This is a genomic window from Aliagarivorans marinus DSM 23064 (assembly GCF_000429485.1).
Lineage (GTDB): Bacteria > Pseudomonadota > Gammaproteobacteria > Enterobacterales > Celerinatantimonadaceae > Aliagarivorans > Aliagarivorans marinus.
Genome location: NZ_KE386910.1, coordinates 177,545 through 198,635, shown reverse-complemented (window position 1 = coordinate 198,635; position 21,091 = coordinate 177,545). Strand labels below are relative to the sequence as shown.

At 51.6% G+C, this 21,091-nt stretch carries 21 protein-coding genes; 3 read left to right on the top strand and 18 right to left on the bottom strand.

The genetic code is table 11. The annotated features are described in order from the left end of the window. Window position 1: 1 nt before the first annotated feature. The gene (gene rsmF, locus G461_RS0122505) at window positions 2-1,426 is read left to right on the top strand and encodes a 16S rRNA (cytosine(1407)-C(5))-methyltransferase RsmF (protein ID WP_026973547.1); all 1,425 of its coding nucleotides are present in this window, start codon (window positions 2-4) and stop codon (window positions 1,424-1,426) included. Between the two features lie 165 nt (window positions 1,427-1,591). Here the strand turns inward: rsmF and G461_RS0122500 are convergent, their stop codons facing one another. The 13 genes from G461_RS0122500 to yceD form a co-directional block, all read right to left on the bottom strand. After that, window positions 1,592-2,377: a TatD family hydrolase gene (locus G461_RS0122500; protein ID WP_026973546.1), complete on the bottom strand. Its 786-nt coding sequence runs from the start codon at window positions 2,375-2,377 to the stop codon at window positions 1,592-1,594. A gap of 2 nt (window positions 2,378-2,379) precedes the next feature. Continuing rightward, on the bottom strand, window positions 2,380-3,297 hold the full coding sequence (locus G461_RS0122495) for a hypothetical protein (RefSeq protein WP_026973545.1): 918 nt from the start codon (window positions 3,295-3,297) through the stop codon (window positions 2,380-2,382). Between the two features lie 6 nt (window positions 3,298-3,303). Beyond that, a complete protein-coding gene (tmk, locus tag G461_RS0122490; RefSeq protein WP_026973544.1) occupies window positions 3,304-3,924 on the bottom strand; it encodes a dTMP kinase in 621 nt (206 codons plus the stop codon). Window position 3,925: 1 nt separating this feature from the next. After that, the gene (gene mltG, locus G461_RS0122485; RefSeq protein ID WP_026973543.1) at window positions 3,926-4,918 is read right to left on the bottom strand and encodes an endolytic transglycosylase MltG; all 993 of its coding nucleotides are present in this window, start codon (window positions 4,916-4,918) and stop codon (window positions 3,926-3,928) included. Next, window positions 4,915-5,703 carry an aminodeoxychorismate lyase gene (gene pabC / locus G461_RS25240; RefSeq protein ID WP_051333777.1) on the bottom strand — a complete coding sequence of 263 codons (789 nt, stop codon included), beginning with the start codon at window positions 5,701-5,703 and terminating at the stop codon, window positions 4,915-4,917. The genes mltG and pabC overlap by 4 nt, the downstream gene beginning before the upstream one ends. A 70-nt stretch (window positions 5,704-5,773) precedes the next feature. Next, complete coding sequence (gene fabF / locus G461_RS0122475) at window positions 5,774-7,018, bottom strand: beta-ketoacyl-ACP synthase II (RefSeq protein ID WP_026973542.1); 1,245 nt, start codon at window positions 7,016-7,018, stop codon at window positions 5,774-5,776. Window positions 7,019-7,093: 75 nt separating this feature from the next. Then, a complete protein-coding gene (acpP, locus tag G461_RS0122470) occupies window positions 7,094-7,330 on the bottom strand; it encodes an acyl carrier protein (protein ID WP_026959020.1) in 237 nt (78 codons plus the stop codon). Between the two features lie 165 nt (window positions 7,331-7,495). After that, the gene (gene fabG, locus G461_RS0122465) at window positions 7,496-8,230 is read right to left on the bottom strand and encodes a 3-oxoacyl-ACP reductase FabG (RefSeq protein WP_026973541.1); all 735 of its coding nucleotides are present in this window, start codon (window positions 8,228-8,230) and stop codon (window positions 7,496-7,498) included. A 17-nt stretch (window positions 8,231-8,247) separates the two neighbouring features. Beyond that, window positions 8,248-9,177 carry an ACP S-malonyltransferase gene (fabD, locus tag G461_RS0122460; protein WP_026973540.1) on the bottom strand — a complete coding sequence of 310 codons (930 nt, stop codon included), beginning with the start codon at window positions 9,175-9,177 and terminating at the stop codon, window positions 8,248-8,250. Window positions 9,178-9,197: 20 nt separating this feature from the next. Next, window positions 9,198-10,157, bottom strand: a complete 960-nt coding sequence (locus tag G461_RS0122455; protein ID WP_026959017.1) for a beta-ketoacyl-ACP synthase III — start codon at window positions 10,155-10,157, stop codon at window positions 9,198-9,200. A 6-nt stretch (window positions 10,158-10,163) separates the two neighbouring features. Beyond that, window positions 10,164-11,186, bottom strand: coding sequence for a phosphate acyltransferase PlsX (plsX, locus tag G461_RS0122450; RefSeq protein WP_026973539.1), 1,023 nt, complete (start codon window positions 11,184-11,186; stop codon window positions 10,164-10,166). 11 nt (window positions 11,187-11,197) lie between these two features. Further along, window positions 11,198-11,371, bottom strand: coding sequence for a 50S ribosomal protein L32 (rpmF, locus tag G461_RS0122445; protein ID WP_026959015.1), 174 nt, complete (start codon window positions 11,369-11,371; stop codon window positions 11,198-11,200). 12 nt (window positions 11,372-11,383) lie between these two features. After that, window positions 11,384-11,914, bottom strand: coding sequence for a 23S rRNA accumulation protein YceD (gene yceD, locus G461_RS0122440; protein ID WP_026973538.1), 531 nt, complete (start codon window positions 11,912-11,914; stop codon window positions 11,384-11,386). 132 nt (window positions 11,915-12,046) lie between these two features. Between yceD and G461_RS0122435 the strand changes: the two genes are divergently transcribed. After that, window positions 12,047-12,643 carry a Maf family protein gene (locus G461_RS0122435; protein WP_026973537.1) on the top strand — a complete coding sequence of 199 codons (597 nt, stop codon included), beginning with the start codon at window positions 12,047-12,049 and terminating at the stop codon, window positions 12,641-12,643. 60 nt (window positions 12,644-12,703) lie between these two features. Here the strand turns inward: G461_RS0122435 and rluC are convergent, their stop codons facing one another. Beyond that, complete coding sequence (rluC, locus tag G461_RS0122430) at window positions 12,704-13,648, bottom strand: 23S rRNA pseudouridine(955/2504/2580) synthase RluC (protein ID WP_026973536.1); 945 nt, start codon at window positions 13,646-13,648, stop codon at window positions 12,704-12,706. 426 nt (window positions 13,649-14,074) lie between these two features. On the opposite strand from rluC, the gene rne reads away from it, so the two are divergent. Further along, the gene (gene rne, locus G461_RS0122425; protein ID WP_026973535.1) at window positions 14,075-17,224 is read left to right on the top strand and encodes a ribonuclease E; all 3,150 of its coding nucleotides are present in this window, start codon (window positions 14,075-14,077) and stop codon (window positions 17,222-17,224) included. Window positions 17,225-17,415: 191 nt separating this feature from the next. Here rne and G461_RS0122420 read toward each other — a convergent pair whose 3' ends face one another. The 4 genes from G461_RS0122420 to udk are packed head-to-tail and all read right to left on the bottom strand — an operon-like array spanning window position 17,416 to window position 21,059. Then, a complete protein-coding gene (locus G461_RS0122420) occupies window positions 17,416-17,919 on the bottom strand; it encodes a low molecular weight protein-tyrosine-phosphatase (protein ID WP_051333776.1) in 504 nt (167 codons plus the stop codon). Next, the gene (locus G461_RS0122415) at window positions 17,919-19,790 is read right to left on the bottom strand and encodes an AsmA family protein (protein ID WP_026973533.1); all 1,872 of its coding nucleotides are present in this window, start codon (window positions 19,788-19,790) and stop codon (window positions 17,919-17,921) included. Before G461_RS0122415 ends, G461_RS0122420 begins: the two co-directional genes overlap by 1 nt. Before the next feature lie 27 nt (window positions 19,791-19,817). Further along, window positions 19,818-20,399: a dCTP deaminase gene (gene dcd, locus G461_RS0122410; RefSeq protein WP_026959009.1), complete on the bottom strand. Its 582-nt coding sequence runs from the start codon at window positions 20,397-20,399 to the stop codon at window positions 19,818-19,820. 12 nt (window positions 20,400-20,411) lie between these two features. Then, window positions 20,412-21,059 carry a uridine kinase gene (gene udk / locus G461_RS0122405; protein WP_026959008.1) on the bottom strand — a complete coding sequence of 216 codons (648 nt, stop codon included), beginning with the start codon at window positions 21,057-21,059 and terminating at the stop codon, window positions 20,412-20,414. Window positions 21,060-21,091 lie beyond the last annotated feature (32 nt).

Genomic DNA, 21,091 nt, shown 5'->3' with positions numbered 1-21,091 from the left:
TTTGAACCCAAGTTACCCGCAAGACCTGCTTGAGCTGCTCAAGCAGGCACTGCCCGACGAGCAGCAGCTCGCTGAGATGCTCGATTACAACTCGCGACCGCTGCGCACCAGCATTCGTCTTAACCCACTTAAGCGCAGCCGTGAGGTGTTTATGGCCCGCGCGAATGAGCTGGGTTGGCAATTAACCCCTATTCCTTGGTGTGAAGACGGCTTCTGGGTAGAGCTTCCGGCGGATTCTGTGAGTATCGGTAACAACTTGGAACACATCGCTGGACAGTTCTATGTTCAAGAGGCGAGCTCCATGTTACCAGTTGCAGCTCTGGCAGCACACTACTCTTTTGATGAAGAAAGCGTGGTGTTGGACGCAGCAGCAGCCCCGGGCTCGAAGACCACGCAGATCGCCGCATTGATGGCAAACCAAGGCGCACTGGTTGCCAACGAATACTCCGCCAGCCGCATTAAGGTGTTATCGGCGAACCTTCAGCGCTGCGGGGTAAACAACGTGGCCATCAGCCATTTTAGCGCTGAGGTGTTCGGTAGCTGGACGCCCAAGTCCTTCGATGCAATTTTGCTCGATGCTCCTTGCTCTGGTGAAGGCACGCTGCGTAAAGATCCCGACGCTTTGAAGAACTGGAGCCTACAGCACGTAGAAGAGACTGCCGAACTACAGGTCACCCTATTTGAAAGTGCTCTGCAAGCGCTTAAACCCGGCGGTACGCTGGTCTACTCAACCTGCACTCTCAATCCTTTAGAAAATCAAGGCGTGATCAACGCGATCATGGAGCGCTATCCCGATGCATTAACACCGATTGATCTGTCTGGTTTGTTCGAAGGCGCAGCGCTTAGCGCCACACCCGAAGGTTATCTGCATGTGTGGCCCCATGTATACGACAGCGAAGGTTTTTTCCTCTCTGCTTTCACCCGCAGCGATAGCGAGTTGACCCCAGAGCCTATAGAGAAAAAGCTAAAGCCACTTCCTTTTAAGCCGCTCGCTAATAAGCCTCTGCAAGAGCTTTCCAACTACTTGCGCAAACAGTTTGGCCTGACTCTACCGAACAGCCATACGGTGTTTAGCCGCGACAAAGAGCTTTGGCTGTTTCCCAACGCAATCCTGCCGTTAACTGACGAGATGCGTTTTCAGCGGATAGGTATCCGTCTAGGCGAGCTGCTAAAAGTGGGTTTCAAAATGAGCCATGAGTTTGCGACGTCGTTGGCAAGCAGTGCAGAGATTAACCGTGTCGACTTAGACATTGAACAGGCAAAATTGTACTTTGCGGGGCGTGATGTCCCCTACCCCAACAACCATAAGGGCGAGCTGGTTGTGTGCTATCAAGGCACACCGATTGGCATGGCAAAATGGGTGAAAAACAAGCTAAAGAACAGCCTGCCTAGAGATCTGGTTCGCAATTATGATCAGCTGTCGTAATCGCGAAAATGCATGCTTGATGAAGTTGAAAACTCGACGTTGAAAAATATCCATTCTCAACTAGTCTTAATGCTACAAGTTAGCGCAAAGGCCCGTGCCCACGGGCCATTCCCCTAAGCTCCGCTCATGGATTAGAGTGGAGCGATTTTTTATCTGCCCCCCTCTCTAAACTTGCTTTTCAGCCAGCTTAAACAAGCGGAAAAAGTTGTCGGTGGTTTGTGCCGCCAACTCCGGCATCGATACCCCTTTCAGCCGAGCCAGAAAATGGGCGACTTCACGGGTATACGCCGGTTGGTTCTCTTTGCCGCGATGCGGCACTGGTGCGAGATAGGGGCTGTCCGTTTCAACCAGCAAGCGCTCTAAGGGCAGCTGAGCAAACACCTGCTGTAACTTTTTGGCCGAGTTAAAGGTAACGATACCGGAGCAAGAAATATAAAAGCCCAGTTCGATAGCGGCTTCTGCCATATCCAAGTCTTCAGTAAAGCAATGTAGTACGCCACCGCAGCGCTCAGCACCATGTTGCTTGAGCAAATCTAGCGTGTCTTGCTTGGCATCACGGGTATGGATAATTAGTGGCTTATCGAGCTCGACCGCTAACTCAATCTGTTCAGCAAATACACGCTTTTGCTCAGGCTTGGTTTCCGGCGTGTAGTAGTAGTCCAACCCCGTTTCACCGATGGCGACCACGCGGGGATCTGCGGCCAATTCTCGATGAGCTTGCTGCAGATACTGATGATCTTGCACATACAGCGGATGCATACCACAGGAGGCAAACACCTGAGGAAAATCACCAATGCAGTCCATCATTTGTGGAAATGCCTCCAACGAGGTGGCGACCGCCAAGCAATGCTCTACCCCCTGCTGCTTGGCTTTTTCTAGAACATCGGCAACGCCGTCGTGTAGATCGTTAAAGTTCAAACGATCCAGATGGCAATGGGAATCTACTAACAAGGTTATCTCTCTAGTTGGGCGAAAATCGGATATAGCTGCTGCGCCAGATTGAGACCCGACACCTGATATTGGGCCTGTCTTAAGGCTAGCAGATCGCTATGACAGCTTTGCAGCGACGCGATGGAATGATGAGAAATCAATGCAGACAATGCGGTGCTCGTTTGGTTAGACAGTTTACAGCGAAGCGCAAATTGCAGCAGCTGTAGCGACCAATCCAAAGCGTTAGCGTATTTGCTTATGTGGGCAACCAGCGGCTCGGCGCTAAAAGGTATCGCAGTGAAGGCATTCACGACCTTCTCAAACTCGGCTTTGTCTTCTTCGAGTAACTGCTTGAGCGCCTCTGGGCTGCCTTGCGCCACCCGGTAATACAGCGCAAAGTCATCGGGCACTGTAATGCCTTGCTCCGATAGCCAAGCCAACAATTGAGCTTCGGTGGGTTGTGACACGGTAAGTTGAACACAACGACTCAGCACCGTCGAGATTGGCTGCTTGGTTTCTAGATTGAGCAAGACAAAGAAGGTATTTGCGTTGGGTTCTTCCAGTGTCTTGAGGAAGGCGTTGGCCGATGCCTCATTGAGCTGACCTGCGCCATATAGCAAGGCAACTTTGGCCGCTCCCACCGAAGAAGACTGCTGCGCCCAACGATTTAGCCGACGAATATCATCAACCTTAACGCTCTCTTCCACACCAAGACGAAATACACCCGGATGGGTGCCGGAGTCAACCAGCTGGCATTGTTTGCAGCGGTTACATGCACGTCCACTTTGGGTTTCGCATAGTAGGGCCTTGGCGCAATACTCGGCCATCGCCTCAATGCCCAAGCCTTCGCTTCCTCGCAACAAGGTGCTTTGAGGAAAGCGTTGCTGGCTAAGTGCACTGCTAAGCTGACGCCAAACTGGGGTTAACCACGGACCACTCATATACGCTTATCCTAGTTGCTGACTCAAAGCCTGCGCGATGGCCTCGGCAACAGCCTGCATATCTTGGCTGGCATCGATTCTGACAACGCGCGGGTTAGTTTCCGCTTCGGCTAAATAGACTTCACGGGCGCGGTCGAAAAACGCAATATGCTGCTTCTCAATTCGATCCAGAGCGCCGCGACTGCGCGCTCGCTCGAGGCCTATACGCGGGTCGATGTCCAGATACAAAGTCAGATCAGGCTCGAAATCTTCAATGGCAAGCTGCTTTAACTGGCTAAGCTTGTTTAGCCCCAACTCTCGGCCGCCACCTTGGTAGGCGCGCGAGCTTAAATCATGGCGATCACCAATCACCCAGATACCTTCACTCAGTGTTGGCTGGATAACGGTATCGACGAGTTGGGCACGCGCGGCGTACATCAGCAGTAGCTCGGTATTGCTACTGGGGATATCGTCATCCACGCCGTGCTTCACTAACTGGCGGATACCTTCAGCCAGCGGTGTACCGCCGGGCTCGCGGGTGCAACGGTAGTGAATACCGCGCTGCTCGAGCCAGTGCTCAACGGCGGTCACTGCAGTACTTTTGCCGGCTCCTTCAAGGCCTTCAATAACGATAAACTTACCGGTCATATTACTTACCCAAGATGTACTTTCTTACAGCACGGTTGTGCTCATTAAGCGTTTTTGAAAAATAGTGTTCACCGCCACCCTTGGCCACAAAGTAAAAATACGGGCTGTGTTCGGGGTTGAGCGCCGCATGGATCGCGTCTTCGCTTGCCATGGCAATCGGCGTAGGCGGCAGCGCCGGGATGACGTAGGTGTTGTAAGCCGTGGCCTCGCGTAAATCGGCGCGACGGATCCGACCGTTATAGCGATCGCCCATACCATAGATAACGGTGGGATCAGTTTGCAGCCGCATACCAATATTTAGTCGATTAACAAATACCGAGGCGATACGCGGACGCTCATGCTTTGCACCCGTCTCTTTCTCGATGATCGACGCTAAGATTAGGGCCTCGTAAGCGTTGTTGATCGGCAGGTCTTCAGCGCGAGCCTGCCATTGCGCTTCAAGCACTTGTTCCAATGCCTGATAAGCGCGTTTTACGATCTCTTCTGCGGGTGTATCAGTGACAAAGAAGTAGGTTTCAGGCAACAGCAAGCCTTCTAACTTTTCTCGCTCGGAGCCAAGCAGTTCTGCGACCTCAGTCTCTGTCAGCTCACTGGCAACGATCCCTTCGGTGCCGTTAAGCTTTTGCCAAAACTGCTGGAAGGTTTCGCCTTCCACAAGGGTTACCTGAAGTTGGATCTCGGTGCCGTTTCTCAGCACATCACTTAGACCTTCCAGGCTTAGCGATGAGTCGACAGCAAAGGTGCCGCTGCGCACACCAGCAGTTTCAGGGTTAAAGCGGAACCAAGCGCGTAGCCACCATTCACCGGCAAAGGATTGTTCAAACACCCGGCTCGCAACAGCGTAGTAGGTGTCACCAGGGTTAACGGTCACTTGGGTTACTTGGGCGTCTCGTGGCAACTGCCATTGTTGGACGACGAAGCGTTTAGCGGAAAAAGCAGCCGTAGCCAGTACCAGCCCTAACGCGATCAGGGCGAAAATTATCTTTTTTATCATAATGTGTTAACGGCAGAGAGAAGCCATTGTGTTGCAGAAAAATCGTCGTAGTGTCGTTGGTTGTAGGATTTTACCGGAGCAAACTGCAAAATGGCATTGCTGACGATGATTTCTTCGGCCTCGCGCAGTTGAGCGATGGGAAATTCGTCAATCACCAAGGTGAACGGCGACACCTCAAGATTATCTATCATCCATTGGCGCTGAACGCCTTTTATTCCAGCAAGGCTTAGCGCGGGCACATACACTGTGTTGCCGGAGCGAAAGCAGATATTGGCGCTTACCCCTTCGACGAGGTTGCCGCGAATGTCGGTGCAGACTAATTCATCAACATTCAAGCGCTCAGCGTCGCGGCGAAGCAACACTTGCTCCAATCGGTTAAGGGTCTTTAAACCTGTTATTTGCCCGCCGCTGGCAAGGGGCTGTTCGCTATCAGCCAAGCGTAATCCTTTAGACTGAAGCTGCTGATAATGACTTGGATAGTCAGATAAATATACAGCCAGCGCAGGCTCATTCGCCCCTGTGGGGCTGTACGCCCTACCGCCTTCACCGCGTGATACCAACAGCTTTAACACGCCCCTTGAGCACTCGTTCACCCGCGCGTTTAGTTCAGCTTTAATTTGCTCTATGTCGGGCAGGCTTATCCCCAGTGTTTGGGCATGGCTGACCAGCCGGGCTTGATGATAGTCCCACAAACACAGTTGCCCCTTCTCGACCAAGATGGTGGTAAAGAAGCCGTCGCCATATTGCAACGCGCGGTCACGCAAGCCTACTGAATCAACAAACAAGATCTGCTACCCCAAAAACAAAAAAGCCTGATGCGAACATCAGGCTCATTACTCAATATTCTGTTTTAGTTTAATCGCTTACGCGTTTAAACAACAGTGTGCCGTTGGTACCGCCAAAGCCGAACGAGTTCGACAGTGCGTAATCGATTTTGGCTTTACGCGCTTGGCCAGCTACGTAGTCCAGATCGCAGCCTTCACTTGGGTTCTCCAAGTTGATGGTCGGCGGTGCAACTTGGTCGCGAATACTCAGTACCGAGATGATCGCCTCCACTGCGCCAGCTGCGCCCAACAAGTGTCCAGTCATCGATTTGGTCGAGCTTACCATCACTTGTTTGGCGTGCTCACCGAATACGGACTTAACCGCGTTGGTTTCCGCGATATCGCCCGCTGGAGTCGAGGTGCCGTGAGCGTTGATGTAATCAACCAGCTCTGGTGCCAAGTCAGCATCGTTCAACGCAGCCTGCATTGAACGTGCTGCGCCTTCGCCGTCTGCTGGTGGCGAGGTCATATGATAGGCATCGCCACTCATGCCAAAGCCAATCAGCTCTGCATAGATTTTCGCGCCGCGAGCCTTGGCGGCTTCATACTCTTCCAGTACCACCACACCAGCGCCATCACCTAGCACAAAACCATCGCGGTCTTGATCCCATGGACGACTGGCTTTTTGTGGCTCGTCGTTACGGGTAGACAGCGCTTTAGCAGCACCAAAACCGCCCATGCCCAAATGGGTAGACGCTTTTTCTGCACCGCCAGCAACCATCACGTCAGCATCGCCATAAGCAATCATACGCGCCGCAAGGCCGATAGCGTGGGCACCAGTGGTACACGCGGTGGTCACCGCGATGTTTGGCCCTTTAAGGCCTTTCATAATCGATAAGTGGCCAGATACCATGTTGATGATGGTAGATGGCACAAAGAACGGGCTGATCTTACGTGGCCCATTCTTTACGTAATTCTCGTGGTTTTGTTCAATTAGGCCTAAACCACCAATACCAGAACCGATAGAAACGCCAACGCGTTCAGCGTTCTCTTCGGTGATGTCCAGAGAGGCATCTTCCATCGCCATAAGGCCAGCAGCAACGCCGTACTGGATGAACTCATCCATCTTGCGCGCGTCTTTACGGCTGATGTACTTCTCGCGGTCAAAGTCTTTAACTAAACCTGCAAAGCGGGTTGGGAACAAAGTCGTATCGAAATGCTCAATGTTCGAGATTCCACTTTGACCTGCCAGCAAAGCTTCCCAGCTTTGTTCAGCGGTATTACCTACAGGTGATAGCATACCTACGCCAGTTACGACGACTCTACGCTTAGTCACGGGTGTGCCTCCGGGGGGATATTTATTTCTTCGGTTGGAATCAAAACGGGCGACATAATGTCGCCCATCTTGCAATTAGTCTTGATTATTCAGAACGTAATCAATTGCAGCTTGAACGGTAGTGATTTTTTCAGCTTCTTCGTCTGGGATCTCAGTGTCGAATTCTTCTTCCAAAGCCATCACTAGCTCAACGGTGTCTAGAGAATCAGCACCTAGGTCATCTACGAAAGACGCTTCGTTTTTAACTTCGTCTTCACCTACACCTAGTTGCTCTACGATGATTTTTTTAACACGTTCTTCAATTGTGCTCATGACAATATTTTTCCTTAGTAAATACGCTCTTGCGTTGTTGCGTTAGTGTATTCAAACAAGGTTTCTTTGCAAGCCTTGTTACTGTGGTCTAACCACGATTATGGCGATTATTGTTATCCAGTCCATACCAACAATCAATTTTTTGAACAATAACTTAGTTATCGTTTAAACCATGTACATGCCGCCGTTGACATGCAAGGTTTCGCCGGTGATATAACCAGCATCTTCACTGGCTAAAAAGCCAACGGTTTTTGCGATCTCAGCAGGGTCGCCAAGGCGCGCCATCGGCACTTGGTCTAGAATGCCTTTACGCTGATTTTCATCCAGCGCGCGGGTCATATCGGTCTCAATAAAGCCAGGTGCTACTGCGTTCACGGTAATGCCGCGAGAAGCCACTTCACGCGCTAGAGAGCGAGTAAAACCAAGCAGGCCTGCTTTGGCTGCCGCGTAGTTGGTTTGACCCGCGTTGCCCATGGTGCCCACCACCGAACCGATATTAATGATGCGGCCGCTACGCTTTTTCATCATGGCGCGCAGCACAGCCTTGCTTAGGCGGAATACCGAGGTCAGGTTAGTGTCGATGATCGACTGCCACTCGTCCTCTTTCATGCGCATCATCAGGTTGTCGCGGGTAATACCGGCATTGTTAACCAGAATGTCGATGTCGCCGTGTTTCGCTTTAATGGTGGCAAACAGTTGCTCAATGGACTCGCTACTGGTTACGTTAAGCGCCTGGCCTTCACCTTTGTCGCCCAAGTATTCACCAATTGCCGCCGCACCGCCTTCAGATGTAGCAGTACCAATTACAAATGCACCACGAGCAACCAGCTCTTCAGCAGTTGCTCGGCCGATGCCACGACTGGCACCAGTGACCAGGGCGATTTTCCCTTCCAGTGACATTATCTATCTCCTTAAACTTAAAGACTTAGCGCTGCTTTAACCGAAGCACTATCGTTAATCGCGATTGCCTGTAGCGGCTTATGAATACGTTTTGCCAAGCCGGTAAGCACCTTGCCCGGGCCACACTCAACCAAGGTCTCTACGCCCTGCTCTACCATCGCTTCAACGGTTTCAGTCCAACGTACCGGGCTGTATAGCTGACGAATCAATGCATCTTTAATATCAGTACCCGATTCTGCAGCAGTTACATCAACATTGTTGATAACCGGCAGGCTTGGCGCTTGAAACTCGATGCCTTCGATGTATGCGGCAAGCTCGTCGGCTGCAGGCTTCATTAATGCACAGTGCGACGGAACGCTAACCGGTAGTGGCAACGCACGCTTGGCGCCTGCTTCTTTACACAGTGCATTCGCACGCTCAACAGCGGCCTTGTTACCGGCGATAACCACTTGGCCCGGCGAATTGAAGTTTACCGCGCTTACTACTTCATCTTCGGCTGCTTTCTCACAGGCGGCGATGATTTGCTCATTGCCCAGACCAATGATGGCCGACATTGCGCCTACGCCTTCAGGCACAGCGCGCTGCATCAGCTGGCCGCGCAGCTCAACCAGTTTCAGCGCTTCAGGGAAGCTGATAACGCCCGCGCAGCATAATGCTGAGTACTCGCCCAAACTGTGACCGGCCAATAGCTGAGGCTGGGCGCCACCTGATTCGTTCCACAGGCGCCACAGAGCAACGGAGCTGGCCAGCAAGGCGGGTTGAGTGCGGTGGGTTTTGTTCAGCTCTTCGGCTGGACCATTAGTAATCAGCGCTGTCAGGTCATACCCTAAGGTTGCTGACGCTTCTGCAAAGGTATCGGCTACGATTTTGTGTTGCTCAATTAGCTCGGCCAACATGCCGACACTTTGAGAGCCCTGACCAGGGAACACAAACGCAAATTTATTCATAACTTTTCCTGAGTTAATTTTTAGAATCTGACAAGGGCACTGCCCCAGGCGAAACCGCCGCCGAAGGCTTCGAGCAATACCAGTTGTCCACGTTGAATGCGTCCGTCGCGAACGGCCTCATCCAACGCAATAGGCACCGAGGCTGCCGAGGTATTACCATGGCGGTCCAAGGTGAGTACCACTTTATCGAGTGGCATGGAGAGTTTCTTAGCGGTAGCTTTGATAATTCGGAAATTGGCTTGGTGTGGCACTAGCCAATCCAGCTCAGTTTTATCAATGCCGTTAGCTTGTAGCGTTTCAACCACAATCTGGCTCAACCGGGTTACCGCCACCTTAAACACCTCGTTGCCACTCATGTACATGTACGACTCCATTTCAGAGCCGCTCATGCCACGACGCGGTTGAGGCAGTTTCAGCAGTTCGCCGTAGCGACCATCCGCATGAATATGGGTAGACAAGATGCCAGGCTCTTCGCTGGCACCGATCAGCACTGCACCGGCGCCATCGCCAAACAAGATGATCGTCGAGCGATCATCGGGATCACACATGTGCGAGAGCTTGTCTGCGCCGATAACCAGCGCATATTCAACCTGACCGGTTTTAACAAACTGCTCGGCGACACTCAGCGCATAGCTAAAGCCCGCACAGGCAGCGGCAACGTCAAACGCGGGTACGCCGTCTAGCTCAAGCTTGGCTTGCACTTCACAGGCAGCCGCCGGAAAGGCGTTCTCGTTGGAGGTGGTGGCAAGAACAATCATGCCCACTTTATTTTTATCGATACCTGCCGCTTCAATCGCGCGCAGTGCCGCCTGATAACCCATATCGGCCACCGACTCGTCTTTGGCAGCAATTCGACGTTCTTTGATACCGGTGCGTTCGGTAATCCACTGATCACTGGTATCGACCATTTGTTCGAGATCAGCATTAGTGCGAACGGCCTGGGGGAGATAACTACCGGTAGAGAGAATTTTCGCGTACATAGATAACTAGTTTTTGTCCGTTAATAATGCTTCGATTTTATCGATAATTTTTTGAGGGACTTGTTGCTGAACCTCAATAACTGATTGATTTATCGCCTGAAAGAATGCTTGATGGTCGGCGTGGCCGTGACTCTTCACAACAATACCGCGCAATCCTAACAGACTTGCACCGTTATACTGGTCGGGGTTCAGATTTGAAAGCCACCCCGCCAGTTGCGGTGCGAAAACTTTGAGCAACAGACGTTGCCACCACGAGCCCGTCGACTGCGATACCCTACTAAGCAACAATTGCGCGACACCTTCGGCGGTTTTAAGCGCAACATTGCCCACAAAGCCGTCACAGACAATAACATCTGCCTTGTTAGCAAATAGTTGATTTCCCTCAACAAAGCCAACGTAGTTTAGTCCTGAGCTGGATTCTAGCAACTGGGCTGTTTGGCGGACCACATCGTTGCCTTTGATTTGCTCTTCACCGATATTGAGTAGCGCTACGCGCGGGTTTTGCACCTTCCCGCACGCTTCGGCTAAGGCGGCGCCCATCATGGCAAATTGAGACAAGATCTCGGAGTCGCAGCTGGAATTTGCGCCAAGATCGAGTAATAAGGTTTCACCGCCACCTTCAAGGGGAAGGCCGGTCACCAGCGCTGGACGTTCAATACCCGGTAACAGCTTAAGCACCGATTTCGCCAAGGCCATTAACGCCCCGGTGTTGCCAGCACTCACACAAGCTTGCGCCCTTCCCTGCTTGACCACTTCAAGAGCCTGACGCATCGACGAGTCTTTGCGAGCACGCAGCGCGGTAATCGGACGATCGTCTGAGCGTACCGAGTCAGCACAATGGATAAACTCCAGGCGCGGATGCTTGGCTATTTGGTGCTTAATAAGTTCGGGATTGAGAGCGTGGTGCTCGCCAAAAAGAAGGATATTTAGGTGGGGATGAAATGCGAGTGCCTGCTTGATAGCAGGCACCGTAGCTGAGGGGCCGAAATCGCCCCCCATGGCATCAACTGCAATAGTAAGTTTTTGCAAAGTGCAAAATCTTACTTGTTGATTACCTTGTTACCGCGGTAGTAACCGTCTGCAGTAACGTGATGACGACGGTGAGTTTCACCTGAAGTCGCATCGGTGGTTAGTGCAACATTGTTCTCGATGGCATCGTGTGAACGACGCATACCACGGCGTGAACGAGTAACTTTACTTTTTTGAACTGCCATTGACCCAGTCTCCTAGTCTTTCTTTTTCAAACTTTCTAACACAGCAAACGGATTTGGTCGAGATTCCTCAGCCTTTTCCTCGATAACTCCGAACGATTGTTGCTCCACCTTTACCTCACACTCGCTAAGCTCGTGCATGGCAATCAATGGAAGCGACAGCAGTAATTCGTCTTCAATCAAACGATGAAGCGAAAACATGTCGTTTTCATCGAGTTCCAGTACTTCGTACTCTTCCGGAAGAAGCTCCATTTGCTTCTCAGAGCAGACTGGTGAATAGGTAAACTCAGTGTCGATCGCATAGCTGTAAGGCTTTCCACAACGCTGGCATTCCAATTCAACCTCGGTTACAGCTTTGCCTTGTAAGACAACCAACCCTTGCGGGTCAATTTCAAAGCGTAACCAGACGTCTACATCACTATTAACTTTCAAAGTTGCATCGATTAAGCGCGGAGCCTGCCTAACTTCCAGGGAGCCCTGATAATCAAGCTTGCGTTTCGCCGCCTTAAACGGATCAACTTCTACTGGTAACTTCACCTTCTGCATAAGGCGCGCATCATATAGTTCGGTGTATCTACTGTCAAAGCAAATCTTAATTTTTTCACTACTTTGACGCGTTTAGGGAAGCTTTATTATGCTTGTCTGGATTTTAATTAAGCACAAGCTCAAATAAACACCATGAATAAGCAAAACAAGCCAAAAATTGTACTCGCGTCCAGCTCCCCTTTTCGAAAGCAGATTCTAGCCAAAGTCGTCAGTAACTTCGACTGCTTTTCGCCAGATATTGACGAATCGCCACTGGAAAACGAAACCGCCAAGCAACTGGTAGAGCGCCTGGCGATAGAAAAAGCTAAAGCAGGCAGCGATAAACTCAACGAAGCGCTGATCATCGGCTCCGATCAAGTGTGTGTAATAGATGAAGAGATCTTGGGAAAACCCGGCGATCACCAAGGTGCGATTGCTCAACTTAGCAAAGCCAGTGGTAAAACCGTGCGCTTTTATACCGGGCTGGCATTGCACAACAGCTGCACTCAGGGCACTACCAGCACCGTTGAGATCTTCGATGTAAAGTTTCGAGAGCTCGACCCGGCCCTAATTGAACGTTACTTGCGAAGCGAACAGCCCTATAACTGTGCGGGAAGCTTTAAATCCGAAGGCACTGGCATCGTATTGTTTGATGCACTGCTAGGCGATGACCCTAACACCCTTATAGGCTTACCACTAATACGCTTGGTTAGTTGGCTAGAGAAAGAAGGATTGGCGCTACCTTGCTGATAGCGCATGGTTGCCCGAACAAGCATATTGAGCATGTTCGGGTATAGAAGATAGGCGCGCTTAGCTTAGCGCGTCACAGACCGCTTTAAGATCATCGGGAAGCGGCGCTTCTAGCTGCATGATCTTGCCAGTGGCCGGATGCTCAAAGTTGATCCGCCATGCGTGTAAGAACAGTCGCTTTAAGCCTTTTCCCTTCATCTCGCTCAGTTGCTCGTTCTCGGCATACTTATCGTCACCGGCGATTGGGTGTCCAGCCCACTGGCTGTGAACCCGGATCTGATGGGTGCGGCCGGTAACCGGACTGGCTTTTAGTAGCGTCATATCGCTGAACTGGCGCTCAATCCGATAACGCGTCAACGATGGCTTACCTTCTTGCTGGTCGACAATCACCATCCGCTCGCCCGATGCCACAACGTTCTTACGCAAGGGCGCATCGATGCTACGCTGCTTTTTCGGCCAACTGCCATGGACCAAGGTCAGGTAGTCTTTTTGCACATGCTTTTCGCGCAGTTGTCGATGAAGCTCACGCAAACTGGAGCGTTTCTTTGCCACTAACAAAATACCCGAGGTGTCCCGGTCGATACGATGGACTAGCTCTAGGTAGCGGCAATCGCTACGCAATGAACGCAGCGCCTCGATTGCGCCGAAGCTCAAGCCACTGCCACCGTGCACCGCCAAACCACTGGGTTTGTTTAACACTAATAGGCAATCGTCTTCATAAAGGATGTGCTGCTCGAGTTGGCTAACCTTATCGAGCTTGTTAGAAGGCAGCTCGCTAGGCTCAGCCAAACGGATCGGAGGGACTCTCACGCTGTCTTCAGCTTGCAGCTTGTATTCGGGTTTTACGCGCTTTTTGTTAACTCGAACTTCGCCTTTTCGCAAAATCCGATAAATTCGACTTTTAGGTACCCCTTTCAGGCGCCTGACGAGAAAGTTATCTATTCTTTGGCCAGCTTCATCGGCAGAGACCTCGATGAACTGAACAGCTTGGTAATCGGTATTCATAGACAAAAGTGTAACATGTCCGGAAATTAGTTTGATGGAAAAAACTGGCTTTGCTATATTTGAACGGTTATATGCGCCTAATTTTCAAGTTTTCTATCAAGGCGCGAGCAAAAATCGGCGGATAAGACGTTCATAACGACGGTTTAATTATATGAAACCGTGCCGAGAAAAACAGAATTTATTGCAACCGTAGCAGGCAGTACCACACGCCTTAAATAGCTATAGCGAACAGTTTTTACAGCTTGGCCAACGCATCCAAACACACAGCGTTGGCGGGGCTTGCATAATAGACACGCGACAATGCGCCCTAAAGGAGCCGCTAGCCGAGATGGCTACCATCTACTCTCGAGAACACAGGGCCTAGCCAGTTAAGGCAGGTTGGATGCTGTCTTGCGGTTGTGTAACAACACAATCCAAGGCATAGACATGAAAAGAATGTTAATCAATGCAATGCAGCTCGAAGAGATGCGCGTTGCATTAGTCGACGGCCAACGACTATACGACCTCGATATTGAGAGTCCTGGCCACGAGCAGAAGAAAGCCAACATCTACAAAGGTAAGATTACCCGCGTAGAGCCTAGCCTAGAAGCCGCTTTTGTTGATTATGGCGCTGAGCGCCACGGTTTCCTTCCAATGAAGGAGATCGCCCGTGAGTACTTCCCTGAAGGTTATACCTACCAAGGCCGCCCTAACATCAAAGAAGTGGTGAAAGAAGGCCAGGAAGTTATCGTTCAGATCGACAAAGAAGAGCGCGGTAACAAAGGTGCAGCACTGACCACCTTTATCAGCTTGGCGGGTAGCTTCCTGGTTCTGATGCCAAACAACCCTCGCGCCGGTGGTATCTCTCGCCGCATTGAAGGTGATGAGCGTACCCAGCTTAAAGAAGCGATGAATGGTCTGGAACTGCCGCAAGGCATGGGCCTGATCGTACGTACTGCGGGTGTAGGCAAATCGGCAGAAGAGCTGCAGTGGGACTTAAAAGTACTGCTTAACCACTGGGCGTCTATCAAAGAGAGCGCGGACAACCGCCCTGCTCCTTTCCTAATTCACCAAGAAAGCAACGTTATCGTACGTGCCATCCGTGACTACTTGCGTCGCGATGTGGGCGAGATCCTGATCGATAACCGTAAGATTTTCGACCAAGCCAAGCAACATATTGAACTTGTTCGCCCCGACTTCGTTAGCCGCATCAAGCGTTACGAAGGCGAAGTGCCGATGTTCAATCACTACCAGATTGAGTCACAGATTGAATCAGCCTTCCAACGCGAAGTCCGCCTGCCATCCGGCGGTTCAATCGTTATTGACCCAACTGAAGCACTGACCTCCATCGATATTAACTCGGCCCGCGCAACCAAGGGTGGCGATATCGAGGAGACTGCTCTGCAGACTAACTTAGAAGCCGCTGATGAGATCGCACGCCAACTGCGCCTGCGTGACCTTGGTGGCCTGGTGGTTATCGACTTTATCGATATGACCCCAGTTAAGAACCAACGCGAAGTTGAGAATCGCTTCCGTGAAGCCGTCAAGCAAGACCGTGCCCGCGTACAAGTAGGTCGTATCTCTCGCTTCGGCCTGCTTGAGATGTCACGCCAGCGCCTACGCCCGTCACTGGGTGAGTCGAGCACTCACATCTGCCCACGCTGTAATGGCCAAGGCACCATTCGTGATAACGAATCTTTGTCGCTGTCTATCCTTCGCCTGTTTGAAGAAGAAGCACTTAAAGACAACACTTCTGAAGTCCACGCTCAGGTTCCTGTTCCTGTTGCCGCCTTCTTGCTTAACGAAAAGCGTGTTGCCATTAACAAGCTGGAAAAACGCCACAATGTGCGTTTGGTCATTATTCCTAACCAGCACATGGAAACACCACACTACGACGTAACCCGTATCCGCAAAGGCGAAGAGCCAGAAGAGGTTAGTTACAAGCTGACCAACGAGCAGCCGTCTCCGGTTTACCAACCAAATGTGCTGGCCACCGAAAAAGCGCAAGCTGAGCAACCTGCTCTTCAAGGCTTTAGCGCACCAGCAGCGCCTAAGCAGCCAAGCAAGGCTAAGCCTAACAGCCAGCCAAAAGCCAAGGCTCCCGCCAAGAAAGAGGCTACGCCGTCGCTACTGGCTAAAATCGCCGCTTTCTTTAGCGCACTGTTTGGTGGCACTGAAGAGAAAAAAGAAGCCGAGCAACCAAAGCAGCAGTCAAAAGGCAACGGTAACCCTAATCGTCGCAATGACCGCCGCAACGACCGCCGCCGTGGCAACCGCTCCGGTGATAAGCGCAGCAATCGCTCAGGTGAGAATCGTAATGGCCGCGATGGCGAAAGCCGCAACAAGTCGCAAAAGAGCGATGAGCGCCGTGACAAGCCGTCTGGCAGCAAGCAACAACGCTCTGACAGCCAAGAAGAGGTCAAGCAAGAGAAAGCTAAGCAGTCCAACCGCCGTCGCTCACGCTCTCGCTCTGCTAAAGCAGACACTGCCGAGGAAGAAGGCAGCAAGAAACAGCAACAGGTTCAAGAGCGTCGCCAGCGCCGCAATCTGCGCAAGAGCGTACGTAATCAGCCTGTAGAAACCAAAGCAGATGCCCAGCAAACTGCAGATGCACCAGTTGAAGCGCCAAAAGCAGCACCTGAGGCTAAGCCAGAAACGCAAAACAAACCCGCTGCGCCAGAGAAAGCTGAAGCCATCGTTGAAGCAGTAGACAACACGGCCGAAGCCAAGCCTGCCGAGGAAAAAGCGAAGAAACCTCGCCGCCGTCGCCGCAGCTCAAGCCAAGCCGGTCGCAAACGCTTTAGCGATTTGCCAAAAGCCGAACTGTCAGCCGATGCAGACGCCGCGCCGGAAGCCGCTCCTGAAACCGTAGTCGAGACCAACGGTGAAGCCGCGATTGATGCACGCTACCCAGAGCAGCAAGAGCAAGAAGTTGTTGCCAGCACTGAGGTAAACGAGGTTGCAGAAGCACCGCAACAGAGTGAAACGCCTGCAGAGCAAACCCCTGTGGTTGAGCCAGTGGCAGACGTTCAAGCTGAAAAGCCGCAGGCTACTGAAGTCGCAAACGCAGAGTCAACTAATGCGCCAGTTGCAGATGTTGTTGAGCAGCTCCAAGTTGCGACTGAGCAAGTAGAAGCTGCACCAGCTGAGGAGCTAGCACCTGCAGAGGTTCAGGTTGAGTCAGCATCTACTGATGAGCCACTTGAACAGCCTGTCGAAGTTTCGGTTGAAGAAGTCGCTCAGCCAGTAGAGCAGGCCTCAGAAGCTGAGGTTGTGGCTGAGGTCAGCGAAGCACCAAACGCTGAGCCTGTAGAAGAGCAAGCTGCGGCTGAAAAAGCTCCTGAAGCAGGAGCAGAAGCAGAAGCAGAAGCAGAACAGCCAGCGGCAGTTGCCGAGCAGCCACAACAGATTGTGGTTAAAGGTGGACGCGCCAGCGCCGCCATGGCTAAGCCAGCTGAGTACCCACAAACTGAGTACCCAGAGGTTGAGGTGAAGCCCTACGAGCGCAAAGCTACGCTAAGCAGTACCCGTGTTGCGGGCACTAGCGATGCAGTGAACAGTGCCTCTGCACCAATGGCTAAGCCAGCAGAGTTCTAATCACGCTGTAGTTTCTCGGGCCATTCCAGGCCCGAATCGAAACCGTCCTTAGCCTTGCTAACGGGCGGTTTTTTATTGCCTAAGAAATATTTGTGCCGGACGACAGGCAAAAAAATAAGCGCCCAAGCTTAGGCGCTTATGATATTGCTAATGAAGATTAGCGATGTATGGTGATAGCGATCATGTTGTTGCTATGAAGAAACCTTCCCCTCTTCCATCATATCGAGAAGTCGCTCCGACGCTTCTTCAATGATATCGAGCACTCGGTCGAAGCCCGCGACACTGCCGTAGTAAGGATCAGGGATCTCACCTTGCTCCATGCCCACATAATCAAGCCAAAGGTGCAGCTTATGTTGAAACTCCGGCGGACAGTGTTTCTTCATATAATCGATATTGCTTGGCTCCGCGGCAAGGATCAGGTCAAAACGCTCGTAATCGATGGCGTCAATCTGACGCGAGCGGATCCCCTTAAAGCTGTAACCCCGTTTGGCCCCCACTCTCGCGCCGCGTGGATCAGCGCCCTGCCCGACATGAAAAGCAGCAACGCCCGCGGAATCGATATCCATGTCCATGCCTCTGCTGCGCGCTTTATGGCGTAGCACCACTTCGCCGGTGGGCGAACGGCAGATATTGCCAATACACACCACCAATACCGACGGAAACAGGCTGTCGCGCCGTTTACTAAATCCAAACATTAATTAAAGAAGTTCCCTAATACGTCTTTTACCTGATCGCGCAATCCTTCATCTTTAATCACGCGGTCGACTTCTTGTCCGACTTTCTCTTTCACTTCGCTACCAAACTGAGCTTCTAACAGCGCTTTGAAATCAAGGTCGATCTTCGGTTGAGTCCAGGTACCAGCAATATCGATTGGGAATGTCACGCCGGACAAGTCGTTGTTACCACCCTGTCCTTCAAGGCTTGATACCACTTTGACCAAAAAACGCAGATCGAGTGTTTCCTTAACCAAGTGAGTGCTGCCATCGCCATCTACGCGCAATAGCGGACTTTGCATGCTGGCCGCGTTGAGCTTCGCCACGCCCTTGCCCAATAGCACATCAAGGATGAGCTCACTAAAATCGGTCTTCTCTTCGGCAAGTTGGCTTGCATCGGCGCCGGTCAGGCTAGTCTTGGCTTGGCGGATTTTGTGCGGGATGTTGATGCCATAAATGGCCCCATCGGTAAACGTTGCCTTCAGTGGCCCGGCAATCTTGCTACGCAGTGCGGTTTCTGACAGGCCTACACCACTGAGATTGGCATCAGCATTGAGCGTGCCAGCAACGATTTCCAGATCGGCAGCGGCCTGCAAAAGAGGTAGAGCTTGCACGCCGTTTATCGCTGAGTTGAGCTTAAATGGCGCCGGGCTTTTGTTGCTATCTAACTGACCGCTAAGGTTGATTGCCCCTTGATAGAGCTTGGCGCTGGTTTGATTTAGCTTTAACAGCCCGCTTTGCAAACTGGTGTGCTGCTCAATGTCAGTCACTTCCAGCTTTTGGAACAGCAGCTTTCCAATACTCAGCTTCCCATCCAAGTTAAACTGACTAAGCGCAGTGAGGTCTGGCTCTTGTTGCTTTTCCTGTTCACTTTTCGGCGCGCTTTCCGGCTCCCCGTTTGCGCCTTGCTCCTCGCTAGCCAAGTATGGGTTTACGTCTAACTCTGGGATCGAGAGTTGGTAACTAATTGTTGGCACGCCTGCGTAGCCAACCCCAAGCTCACCGGAGATGGTAATTTGCTCATCGATTTGGGTGACAAATTGCTTCCAGCTAAGCTGTTGGGCGGTTTGGTCTATGTGAATATTGCCCGAGTTAGATACGCTAACCTTGCGGTTGGGAAGCGCCTCTCCCTCTGCCACCAATTGGTTGCTAAGCTCATCGATGGTAATTGTTGCCAGATCGCTCGCGATGGTCAGCATGCCTTCGGCCGACTGGGTGAGCGTGATCGCTCCATCGTCATAAGCGCTGTCTAATGAGAAGCGGTTCGCAGTACCTAAACTGAGCCCTTCCAGGCTAAGGTTAATGGGGCCAATAAGCTGCTGGGTGCCCGCCTGATGATCAATCAGATTGGCTGTTGCCTCTTTGATGTTAAGACCCGCTAGCGAGATAGCCCACGGTTCGGCGCTCGCACCACCTTCGCTTGTGGACTCGCTACCGGGATCTTGCGTGGAAGATTCGTCGCCTTGCAGCAAGTCATCAATGTTACTCGTGCCGCTTTGATTAACCTCATAGCGAATGCTGAGGCCTGATAGCTCAATGTCACCAAGTTCTATCTGACGATCAAGCAGTGGCATCACTGCCACCGACATCGATGCAAGGTCAAAGCCCAGGGTAGGCTGAGTGCTGAAATCAGGGTGATCCATCAGCTGAGTTTTACCCAGCTCAAAGCCAATACTTGGAAAGAAGCGCCAGCTGAGATCGCCTTCAATAACCAGCTCGCGACCAGTTGCTTCACGTACCTGTTTAACTAGAAGCTGTTTGACATCTTCAGTGTCCACCAGCAAAACGACAGCGGTGATTGCAATGGCAATGACCGCGATTAAAGCGACAAATACATAAAGCAACTTTTTCATGAGATATCCCTATGCTCAAACTTGCGGTTAGTCTTGGTTGATTCGACTCGCTACAGCGCCTTGCTGGTCTTTGTACTTAGCGTTATCACGCTTGTTGTATGGCCGCTCGGCGCTACCAGACAAGGTTTCAAAGTTAAGCGCGCCGATACACATTTTCGGGCGCAGCGCCAAAGGCAGCTTACCGGAGTTGTAGAACTCTAATACGATGCGGCCACTCCAGCCAGGATCGATACGGTGGGCGGTTACGTGAACCATCAGGCCCAGGCGCGCTAGCGACGAGCGTCCATCTAGCCAGCCGACGATATCATCAGGCAGCGTAACGGTTTCGTAGGTGACAGCCAACGCGAGCTCACCGGGGTGGAGGAAGAAGGCGTCGCCATCCTCAATCAGGATCTCGTCGCTCATCACCTTTTCCAGCTGTTGGCTTACCTGCTCGCGTGGACCACTTAAATCAATATAAGGCGCGGTATGGTCGTTAAACACGCGGAAAGAGTTGCCCAAACGCACGTCCACGCTAACACCTGAAATGGTGTCTTCACTTGGCGCGGGATCGATCTTGATACGTTGTTCGGCTAAGTAGGCTTTTATGTCTCGGTCACACAGACGCATTGAATAACTCCGTTACTGCGATGCCAACAAGTGGCGGATCTTTGAATTAATAATATCAATGGCGATTTTGTTCTTTCCGCCGCGCGGAATGATCACATCAGCATATTGCTTGGAAGGCTCGATAAACTGCAGGAACATTGGGCGAACCGTAGCATGGTACTGGGCCAGAATCGAATCGAGTGAACGCCCGCGCTCTTTCACATCGCGCTGAATACGGCGCGCTAGGCAAATGTCCAACGGCGTATCGATAAAGATGCTGATGTCCAGCTGCTCACGGATGGCAGGATCGGTTAGCAACAAGATCCCTTCAACGACCACAACTTGGGCGGAAGCGATGTTCTTGGTCTCGGCGGTACGGTTGTGTTCGGTATAGCTATAAACCGGGCAGTCGATGCTTTTGCCCTGTTTTAACTGTTTGATCTGCTCCACCAGCAGCTCGTGGTCCATCGCAGAAGGATGGTCGTAGTTGGTTTGAACCCGCTGCTCCATGGTTAAATGGCTTTGGTCGTTGTAGTAGCTATCCTCTGCTACTACCGAAATGGTCTCCTTGCCTAACTCATGGCGGATGTCTCTGACGATGCTTTTTGCAAATAAACTTTTGCCGGATGCAGATGCACCAGCAATGCCGATAACGACACAATGACGATCTTGATTATTCATGGGAACTACCTGGAGGATTTGGCGTAAATTAT

Coding starts and splice junctions, on each gene's coding strand:
- fabG (WP_026973541.1), bottom strand. CDS start 8,230: ATGTCACTGGAAGGGAAAATCGCCCTGGTCACTGGTGCCAGTCGTGGC.
- fabD (WP_026973540.1), bottom strand. CDS start 9,177: ATGAATAAATTTGCGTTTGTGTTCCCTGGTCAGGGCTCTCAAAGTGTC.
- rpmF (WP_026959015.1), bottom strand. CDS start 11,371: ATGGCAGTTCAAAAAAGTAAAGTTACTCGTTCACGCCGTGGTATGCGT.
- yceD (WP_026973538.1), bottom strand. CDS start 11,914: ATGCAGAAGGTGAAGTTACCAGTAGAAGTTGATCCGTTTAAGGCGGCG.
- rluC (WP_026973536.1), bottom strand. CDS start 13,648: ATGAATACCGATTACCAAGCTGTTCAGTTCATCGAGGTCTCTGCCGAT.
- G461_RS0122455 (WP_026959017.1), bottom strand. CDS start 10,157: ATGTACGCGAAAATTCTCTCTACCGGTAGTTATCTCCCCCAGGCCGTT.
- G461_RS0122495 (WP_026973545.1), bottom strand. CDS start 3,297: ATGAGTGGTCCGTGGTTAACCCCAGTTTGGCGTCAGCTTAGCAGTGCA.
- dcd (WP_026959009.1), bottom strand. CDS start 20,399: ATGCGTCTGTGTGACCGAGACATAAAAGCCTACTTAGCCGAACAACGT.
- G461_RS0122420 (WP_051333776.1), bottom strand. CDS start 17,919: ATGTTTGGATTTAGTAAACGGCGCGACAGCCTGTTTCCGTCGGTATTG.
- tmk (WP_026973544.1), bottom strand. CDS start 3,924: ATGACCGGTAAGTTTATCGTTATTGAAGGCCTTGAAGGAGCCGGCAAA.
- G461_RS0122415 (WP_026973533.1), bottom strand. CDS start 19,790: ATGAAAAAGTTGCTTTATGTATTTGTCGCTTTAATCGCGGTCATTGCC.
- rne (WP_026973535.1), top strand. CDS start 14,075: ATGAAAAGAATGTTAATCAATGCAATGCAGCTCGAAGAGATGCGCGTT.
- G461_RS0122435 (WP_026973537.1), top strand. CDS start 12,047: ATGAATAAGCAAAACAAGCCAAAAATTGTACTCGCGTCCAGCTCCCCT.
- mltG (WP_026973543.1), bottom strand. CDS start 4,918: ATGATAAAAAAGATAATTTTCGCCCTGATCGCGTTAGGGCTGGTACTG.
- udk (WP_026959008.1), bottom strand. CDS start 21,059: ATGAATAATCAAGATCGTCATTGTGTCGTTATCGGCATTGCTGGTGCA.
- acpP (WP_026959020.1), bottom strand. CDS start 7,330: ATGAGCACAATTGAAGAACGTGTTAAAAAAATCATCGTAGAGCAACTA.